Source organism: Kitasatospora sp. NPDC059327 (assembly GCF_042752535.1).
Classification (GTDB): domain Bacteria; phylum Actinomycetota; class Actinomycetes; order Streptomycetales; family Streptomycetaceae; genus Kitasatospora.
In genome coordinates this window covers 1-7,469 of the sequence record NZ_JBHYYB010000194.1, presented here as the reverse complement: position 1 = coordinate 7,469, position 7,469 = coordinate 1, and the positions used below count along the sequence as shown (strand labels likewise).

The window sequence follows — 7,469 nt, the reverse complement described above, 5'->3', positions numbered from 1 at the left end:
CCGCAGGCCCTGCTGCGCCGGCTGGCCGGACTCGGCGAGCCGCAGCGGGCCCGGGTGCTGACGGAGCTGGTCCGCTCGAACGTCGGCCTGATCCTGGGCTTCTCCCCGCAGGAGAGCGTGTCGGCCGACCGCGGCCTGCTGGAGCTCGGCTTCGACTCGCTGACCGCCGTCGAACTGCGCAACCGGCTGCGCGCGGCCACCGGCCTGCGGCTGCCCGCCACCCTGCTCTTCGACCACCCCAGCACGGCGGCGATCGCCGCGCACCTCGGCGAGCAGCTGGTCCCGGCGCCCGCCGGGCCGCAGGTCGCCGGGCTGGCCGAACTGGAACGGCTGGAGCAGGCGGTGGCCGCCGACCCGCTGGACCCGGCGCTGGCCGGGCGGCTCCAGGCCCTGCTCTCCCGGGTCGCCCCGGACGCCGCCGCCGGCCCGGCGGACGCCCTGGAGGAACGGATGGCCACGGCCGGCGACGACGACCTCTTCGACCTCATCGAGAACGAGCTGGGGCTGTCATGACGGACACGCGGCCGGACCCGCGTGCCCCGCACCCCCGCAACCCGCTGACGAAGGTGACCACCGGTGAATGACGACAAGCTGCGCGACTACCTCAAGCGTGTCGCGACCGACCTGCACCGCACCCGCCGGCGGCTGCAGGAGGTCGAGGCCAAGGACCACGAGCCGATCGCCGTCGTCGCGATGAGCTGCCGCTACCCCGGCGGGGTCACCTCGCCGGAGGAGCTCTGGGAGCTGGTCGCCGGCGGTGTCGACGCCGTCGGCCCGTTCCCGACCGACCGCGGCTGGGACCTGGACGCACTGGTCGACAAGGACCGCGGCCGGCCGGACACCAGCTACGCCGACGAGGGCGGCTTCCTGCGCGGGGTCGGCGCCTTCGACCCCGGCCTCTTCGGCATCTCGCCGCGCGAGGCGCTGGCCATGGACCCGCAGCAGCGGCTGCTGCTGGAGACCGGCTGGGAGGCCTTCGAGCGCGCCGGGATCGACGCCCGCTCGCTGCGCGGCAGCCGCACCGGCGTCTTCCTCGGCGTGATGTACCAGGACTACGCGGTGCGGCTGCGCCGGGTGCCCGAGGACGTCGCCGGCTACCTGGGCAGCGGCAGCTCGGACAGCGTCGCCTCCGGCCGGATGGCCTACACCTTCGGCCTGGAGGGCCCCACGCTCAGCGTGGACACCGCCTGCTCCTCCTCGTTGGTGGCCATCCACCTGGCCGCGCAGGCGCTGCGCTCCGGCGAGTGCGCGCTGGCGCTGGCCGGCGGCGCGATGGTGATGTCCACCCCGGTGCCGTTCGTGGAGATGAGCCGGCAGGGCGGGATGGCCGCCGACGGCCGGTGCAAGTCCTTCTCGGCCGACGCGGACGGCACCGGATGGGGCGAGGGCGTCGGGCTGCTGTTGCTGGAGCGGCTCGGCGAGGCGCGCCGCAACGGGCACCCGGTGCTCGCCGTCGTCCGGGGCACGGCCGTCAACCAGGACGGCGCCAGCAGCCGGCTGTCCGCGCCCAACGGCCCGGCCCAGCAGCGGGTGATCCGCCAGGCGCTGGCCGCCGCGCGGCTGGGCGGCGCCGATGTCGACGTGGTCGAGGCGCACGGCACCGGCACCCCGCTGGGCGACCCGATCGAGGCCCAGGCGCTGCTCGCCACCTACGGGCAGGACCGCCCGGCGGACCGCCCGCTGCTGCTGGGCTCGCTGAAGTCCAACATCGGTCACACCCAGGCGGCGGCCGGCGTCGGCGGGGTGATCAAGATGGTGCTGGCGATGCGGCACGGCATCGTCCCGCCGACCCTGCACGCCGAACGGCGCACCGAGCAGGTCGACTGGGAGGCCGGCGCCGTCGAGCTGGTGACCGAGGCGCGGGACTGGCCCGAGACCGGCCGGCCCCGGCGGTCGGCGGTCTCCTCCTTCGGCGTCAGCGGGACCAACGGGCACGTCGTGCTTGAGGCCGCCCCGCCGCTCGGAACGCCCGCCCCGGACGCCGACCCGGCCGCCGACCCGGCTGCGGCCCCGGACCCGGTCGCGGCCCCGGGCCCGGACCCGGTCGCCGACGGCCCGTCGCCGCGCGCCCGCGGCCCGCTGCCCTGGGTGCTCTCCGGCCACACCGCGCCCGCGCTGCGCGCCCAGGCCGAGCGGCTGCGCGCGCACCTGCTGGAGCGTCCCGGCGCGAGCCCGGCGGAGGTCGGGCACGCGCTGGCCACCACCCGCACCGCCCTGGACCACCGCGCGGTGCTGGTCGCGCAGGACCGGGACGACTTCCTGGAGCGGCTCGCGGCGCTGGCCGCCGACGAGGAGGCGCCCGGGCTGCTGCGCGGCCGGGCGGGGGCCGGCGGCGCGCTGGCCATGGTGTTCCCCGGACAGGGCGCGCAGTGGGCCGGCATGGCGGTCGAACTCCTCGACCGCGAACCGGTCTTCGCCCGGCGGATGGCCGACTGCGCGGCGGCGCTGGCCCCGTGGTCGGAGCGCTCCCCGGTGGAGCTGCTGCGCTCGGGCGAGCCGGTCGAGCGGGTGGAGGAGGTGCAGCCGCTGCTCTTCGCGGTGCTGGTCTCACTGGCCGCCGTCTGGGCGTCCTACGGCGTCGAGCCGGCCGCGGTGGTCGGCCACAGCCAGGGCGAGATCGCCGCGGCCGTCGTCGCCGGCGCGCTCTCCCTGGAGGACGGCGCCAAGGTGGTCGCGCTGCGCAGCCGGGCGCTGCGGGCGCTCGCCGGGCAGGGCGGGATGCTCTCCGTGGCGCTGCCCGCCGAGCGGGTCCGGGCCCGGATCGAGCCGTGGGGCGAGCGCCTGGGGCTGGCCGCGGTGAACGGGCCGTCCGCCGTGGTGGTGTCCGGCGAACCGCGGGCGCTGGCCGAGCTGACGGCCGAGCTGACCGCCGCGGGCGAGCGGACGAGGGCCGTCCCGGTGGACTACGCCTCGCACGGCCCGCAGGTCGCGGCCGTCGAGCAGGAGCTGCTGCGTGAGCTGGCGGGCATCACGCCGCGGGCGAGCCGGGTGCCGTTCTACTCCTCCGTCACCGGTACCCCGCTGGACACCGCCGGGCTGGACGCCGCGTACTGGTACCGCAACCTGCGGCAGACCGTGGAGTTCGAGGCCGCCACCGGGGCCCTGCTGGCCGACGGCTACCAGGTCTTCCTGGAGGCCGGCCCGCACCCCGTGCTCACTCCCGCGATCCAGGACAGCGCGGAGGCGGCCGGCGCGGACGCCTGCGTGCTGGGCACGCTGCGGCGCGGCGAGGGCGGCCCGGCCCGGTTGCTCGCCTCGCTGGGGGAGCTCCAGGTGCGCGGGGTGCCGATCGACTGGGACGCCGTCTTCGGCGGTCGCCCGGCGACGCCGGTCGAGCTGCCCACCTACGCCTTCCAGCGCGAGGACTACTGGCTGGACGATGCCTCGGCGGCGCCCGGCGACCTGGCGGCGGCGGGCCTGGAGGCCGCCGGGCACCCGCTGCTGGGCGCCATGGTGACGCTCGCCGATCAGGACGGCGTGGTCTTCACCGGCTCGCTCTCGCTGCGCACCCACCCCTGGCTGGCCGACCACGCCGTGCGGGGCTCGGCGCTGCTGCCCGGAACGGCGTTCCTGGACCTCGCGATCCGGGCCGGCGACCAGGTCGGCTGCCCGGTCGTACGGGAGTTCACCCTCGGCGCGCCGCTGGTGCTGCCCGAGCGGGGCGGCGTGCGGCTGCGGCTGACGGTCGGCCCGCCGGACGGTCGCGGCGACCGGCCCGTCGCGCTGCACGCGCGGTCCGCCGAGGGGGACGCGGAGGCGGCCTGGGTACGGCACGCCGAGGGACTGCTGGGCGCGCCGGCCGCGGCCGAGGCGGTCCGCGAGGGCGAGGAGCTGGAGCAGTGGCCGCCGGCCGGCGCCGTCCCGCTCGACCTGACCGGGATGTACCGGCGCTTCGCCGCGGCAGGCTTCGGCTACGGCCCGGCGTTCCAGGGGCTGACGGCGGCCTGGCAGCGCGGCGCGGAACTGTTCGCGCACGCCGAGCTGAGCGCCGATCAGCAGGGCGAGGCGGGTCGCTACGGACTGCACCCGGCGCTGCTGGACGCGGCCCTGCACGCCACCGGGCTGGGCCCGGCCGCCGAGGGGCGGATGCCGTTCAGCTGGACCGGCGTGACCCTGCACGCCTCCGGCGCCACGGCGCTGCGGCTGCGGCTGACCCCGACCGGTGAGAACACCCTGGCGCTGACCGCCGCCGACCCGGCCGGGCGGCCGGTCGCCACGGTGGACGCGCTGGTGCTGCGCCCGGCCCCGGCCGACGGCGTGCTGGACACCCCTCGGGGGAACGAGTCGCTGTTCGGCCTGGAGTGGGTCACCGTCGAGGCCGGCGTGCCCGGCGACGCCGCCCGGTGGACGATGCTCGACACACCGGACGACCTCCCGGGGCTCACCGACGCCCCGCCCGTGGTGCTGGTGCGGGTCGGCGACGCGGCGAGCGTCCGCGCGTCGGCGCACCGCGCGCTCGCTCTGCTGCAGGAGTGGCTGTCGGACGAGCGGTTCACCGGCTCCCGCCTCGTCCTGGTGACCGACGGGGCGGTGGCCACCGGCCCGGACGAGGACGTCCCCGACCTCGCGCACAGCGGCCTCTGGGGCCTGGTGCGTTCGGCGCTGACCGAACACCCGGGCCGGTTCGGCCTGCTGGACCTGCCCACGGACGCGTCCGCGCTGCTGCCGGTGGCGGCCTCCGCGTTCGGCGCGCCGAACGCGGAGGACCAGCTGGCGGTGCGCGGCGGCCTGCTGCGCGCGCCCCGGCTGGTCCGGGTCCCGGCGGCCGACGGCCCGCCCGTGGCCCTGGACCCGGACGGCACCGTGCTGATCACCGGCGGCACCGGCACGCTGGGCGCCGAGGTCGCCCGGCACCTGGTGCGCGCGCACGGCGTGCGGCACCTGCTGCTGGTCGGCCGTCAGGGGCCCACCGCCGCGGGCGCCGCCGATCTCGCCGCCGAGCTCGCCGGGGCGGGCGCCGCCGTCACGGTGTCGGCGTGCGACGTCGGCGACCGCGCGGCGCTGGCCGCGCTGCTGGCCGACGTCCCGGCCGCGCACCCACTGACCGCCGTGGTGCACGCCGCGGGCGCGCTGGACGACGGCGTGCTCACCGCGCTGACCCCGGAGCGTCTGGACGCCGTCCTCGCGCCCAAGGCCGAGGCGGCCCTGCACCTGCACGAGCTGACCGCCGGACTGCCGCTGGCCGCGTTCGTGCTGTTCTCCTCGGCGGCGGGCGTCTTCGGCGGCCCCGGCCAGGCCAACTACGCGGCGGCGAACGCCGTCCTGGACGCCCTCGCGCAGCACCGGCGGGCCCTCGGCCTGGCCGGGCAGTCGCTGGCCTGGACGCTCTGGGCCCAGCGCAGCGCGCTGACCGGCGTCCTGGACGAGGAGGGTGAGCGCCGGCTGGCCCGCTCGGGGATGCCCGCGCTCACCACCGCGCAGGGCCTGGCGCTGCTGGACGCGGCGCTCGCCGTCGACCGGCCCGCCCTGGTCCCGATCCGGCTGGACCTGGCGGCATTGCGGGCCGACGCCGAGACCCGCCCGGTTCCCGGCCTGCTGCGCGCACTGGTGCGCGGGCCGCTGCGGCGCTCGGCCACCCGCGCGGCGCCCGACGGCACGCCGGGCGGCCCGCTGGGCGCGCTGCCCGCGGCCGAGCGGGAGCCCGCGCTGCTGGCCCTGATCCGCTCCCAGGTGGCGGCCGTGCTCGGGCACGCCTCGCCGGAGGCGGTGGAGGCCGGCCGGGCCTTCCGCGACCTGGGCTTCGACTCGCTCGCCGCCGTCGAGCTGCGCAACCGGCTGAACCTGGCGACCGGCCTGCGGCTGCCCGCCACGCTGGTCTTCGACCACCCGTCGCCGACCGTGCTCGCCCGGCACCTGCGGGCCGAGCTCTTCGGCGCCCAGGACGGCGCGGCCGGGCCTACGGCGGCAGGCCGGACCGGGGGGACCGGCACGAGCGCGGCCACCGGCGACGACCCGGTCGCGATCGTCGCGATGGGCTGCCGCTTCCCGGGCGGCGTGCGCACCCCGGAGGAACTGTGGCGGCTGGTCGCCGAGGGAGCCGACGGCGTCGGGCCGTTCCCCGCCGACCGCGGCTGGGACCTGGAGGCGCTCTACGATCCCGACCCCGAGCACCGCGGCACCTCCTACGCCCGCGAGGGCGGTTTCCTGGACACCGTCGCCGGATTCGACGCGGAGTTCTTCGGAATATCGCCGCGCGAGGCCGTGGCGATGGACCCGCAGCAGCGGCTGCTCCTGGAAATCACCTGGGAGGCCTTCGAGCGGGCGGGCATCGACCCGACCGGGCTGGCCGGCGCGTCCGCCGGTGTCTTCGTCGGCCTGATGCAGCAGGACTACGCGGCCCGGCTGCTGCCGCACATCCCGGAGGAGGTCGAGGGCTTCCTCGGCACCGGCAACTCGGGCAGCATCGTGTCCGGCCGACTGGCGTACGTGTTCGGCCTGGAGGGCCCGGCCGTCACGGTGGACACCGCCTGCTCCTCCTCGCTGGTCGCCCTCCACCTGGCCGCCCGGTCCCTGCGGCACGGGGAGTGCGACCTGGCCCTGGCGGGCGGCGTGACCGTGATGTCCAGCCCGGAGCTGTTCGTCGAGTTCAGCCGGCAGGGCGGGCTCGCGCCGGACGGGCGGTGCAAGCCGTACGCGGCCGCCGCCGACGGGACGGGCTTCGGGGAGGGCGCGGGCATCCTGCTGCTCGAACGGCTCAGCGACGCGCGGCGGCTGGGGCACCCCGTGCTCGCCGTCGTCCGGGGCTCGGCGGTCAACCAGGACGGCGCGAGCAACGGCCTGACCGCGCCCAACGGCCCCTCCCAGCAGCGGGTGATCCGCGCGGCGCTGGCCGACGCCGGCCTGCGGGCCACCGAGGTCGACGCGGTGGAGGGGCACGGCACCGGCACCACGCTCGGCGACCCGATCGAGGCCCAGGCCCTGCTGGCCACCTACGGCCAGGACCGGCCGGAGGGTCGGCCGCTCTGGCTGGGCTCGCTGAAGTCGAACATCGGGCACACCTCGGCCGCCGCCGGGGTGGGCGGGGTGATCAAGACAGTCCTGGCGATGCGGCACGGGGTCCTGCCGAAGAGCCTGCACGTGGACGGCCCGACCCCGCAGGTGGACTGGTCGACGGGGGCGGTGGAACTCCTGGCGGAGGCCCGTGCCTGGGAGACCCCGGACGGGCGGCCGCGCCGGGCCGGCGTCTCCTCCTTCGGCGTCAGCGGCACCAACGCCCACGTCGTCCTCGAACAGGTCCCCGAGGAACAGTCCGCGGAACCGTCGAACGACAGGGACACCCTCGTCCCCTGGCCGCTGTCCGCCCGCTCCCCCGAGGCCCTGCGCGACCAAGCCGATCGGCTGCTCACCCTCGACGGAAACCCCGCCGACATCGCGCACTCGCTCGCCACCGGCCGCGCGGTCTTCGACCACCGCGCCGTCGCCGTCGGCACCGCCGACGGACTGCGCGACGCCCTCACCGCGCTGTCCGG

General features: G+C 77.5%; 2 protein-coding genes. Both read left to right on the top strand.

Going from position 1 to position 7,469, the window contains the following annotated elements; translation table 11 throughout:
- The coding region (locus ACFXHB_RS43900; protein WP_380582711.1) for an acyl carrier protein at positions 1-513 on the top strand (513 nt) is incomplete at its 5' end.
- A 63-nt stretch (positions 514-576) separates the two neighbouring features.
- Positions 577-7,469 (top strand): SDR family NAD(P)-dependent oxidoreductase (locus ACFXHB_RS43895; protein ID WP_380582709.1); only part of this gene is annotated, 6,893 nt, incomplete at its 3' end.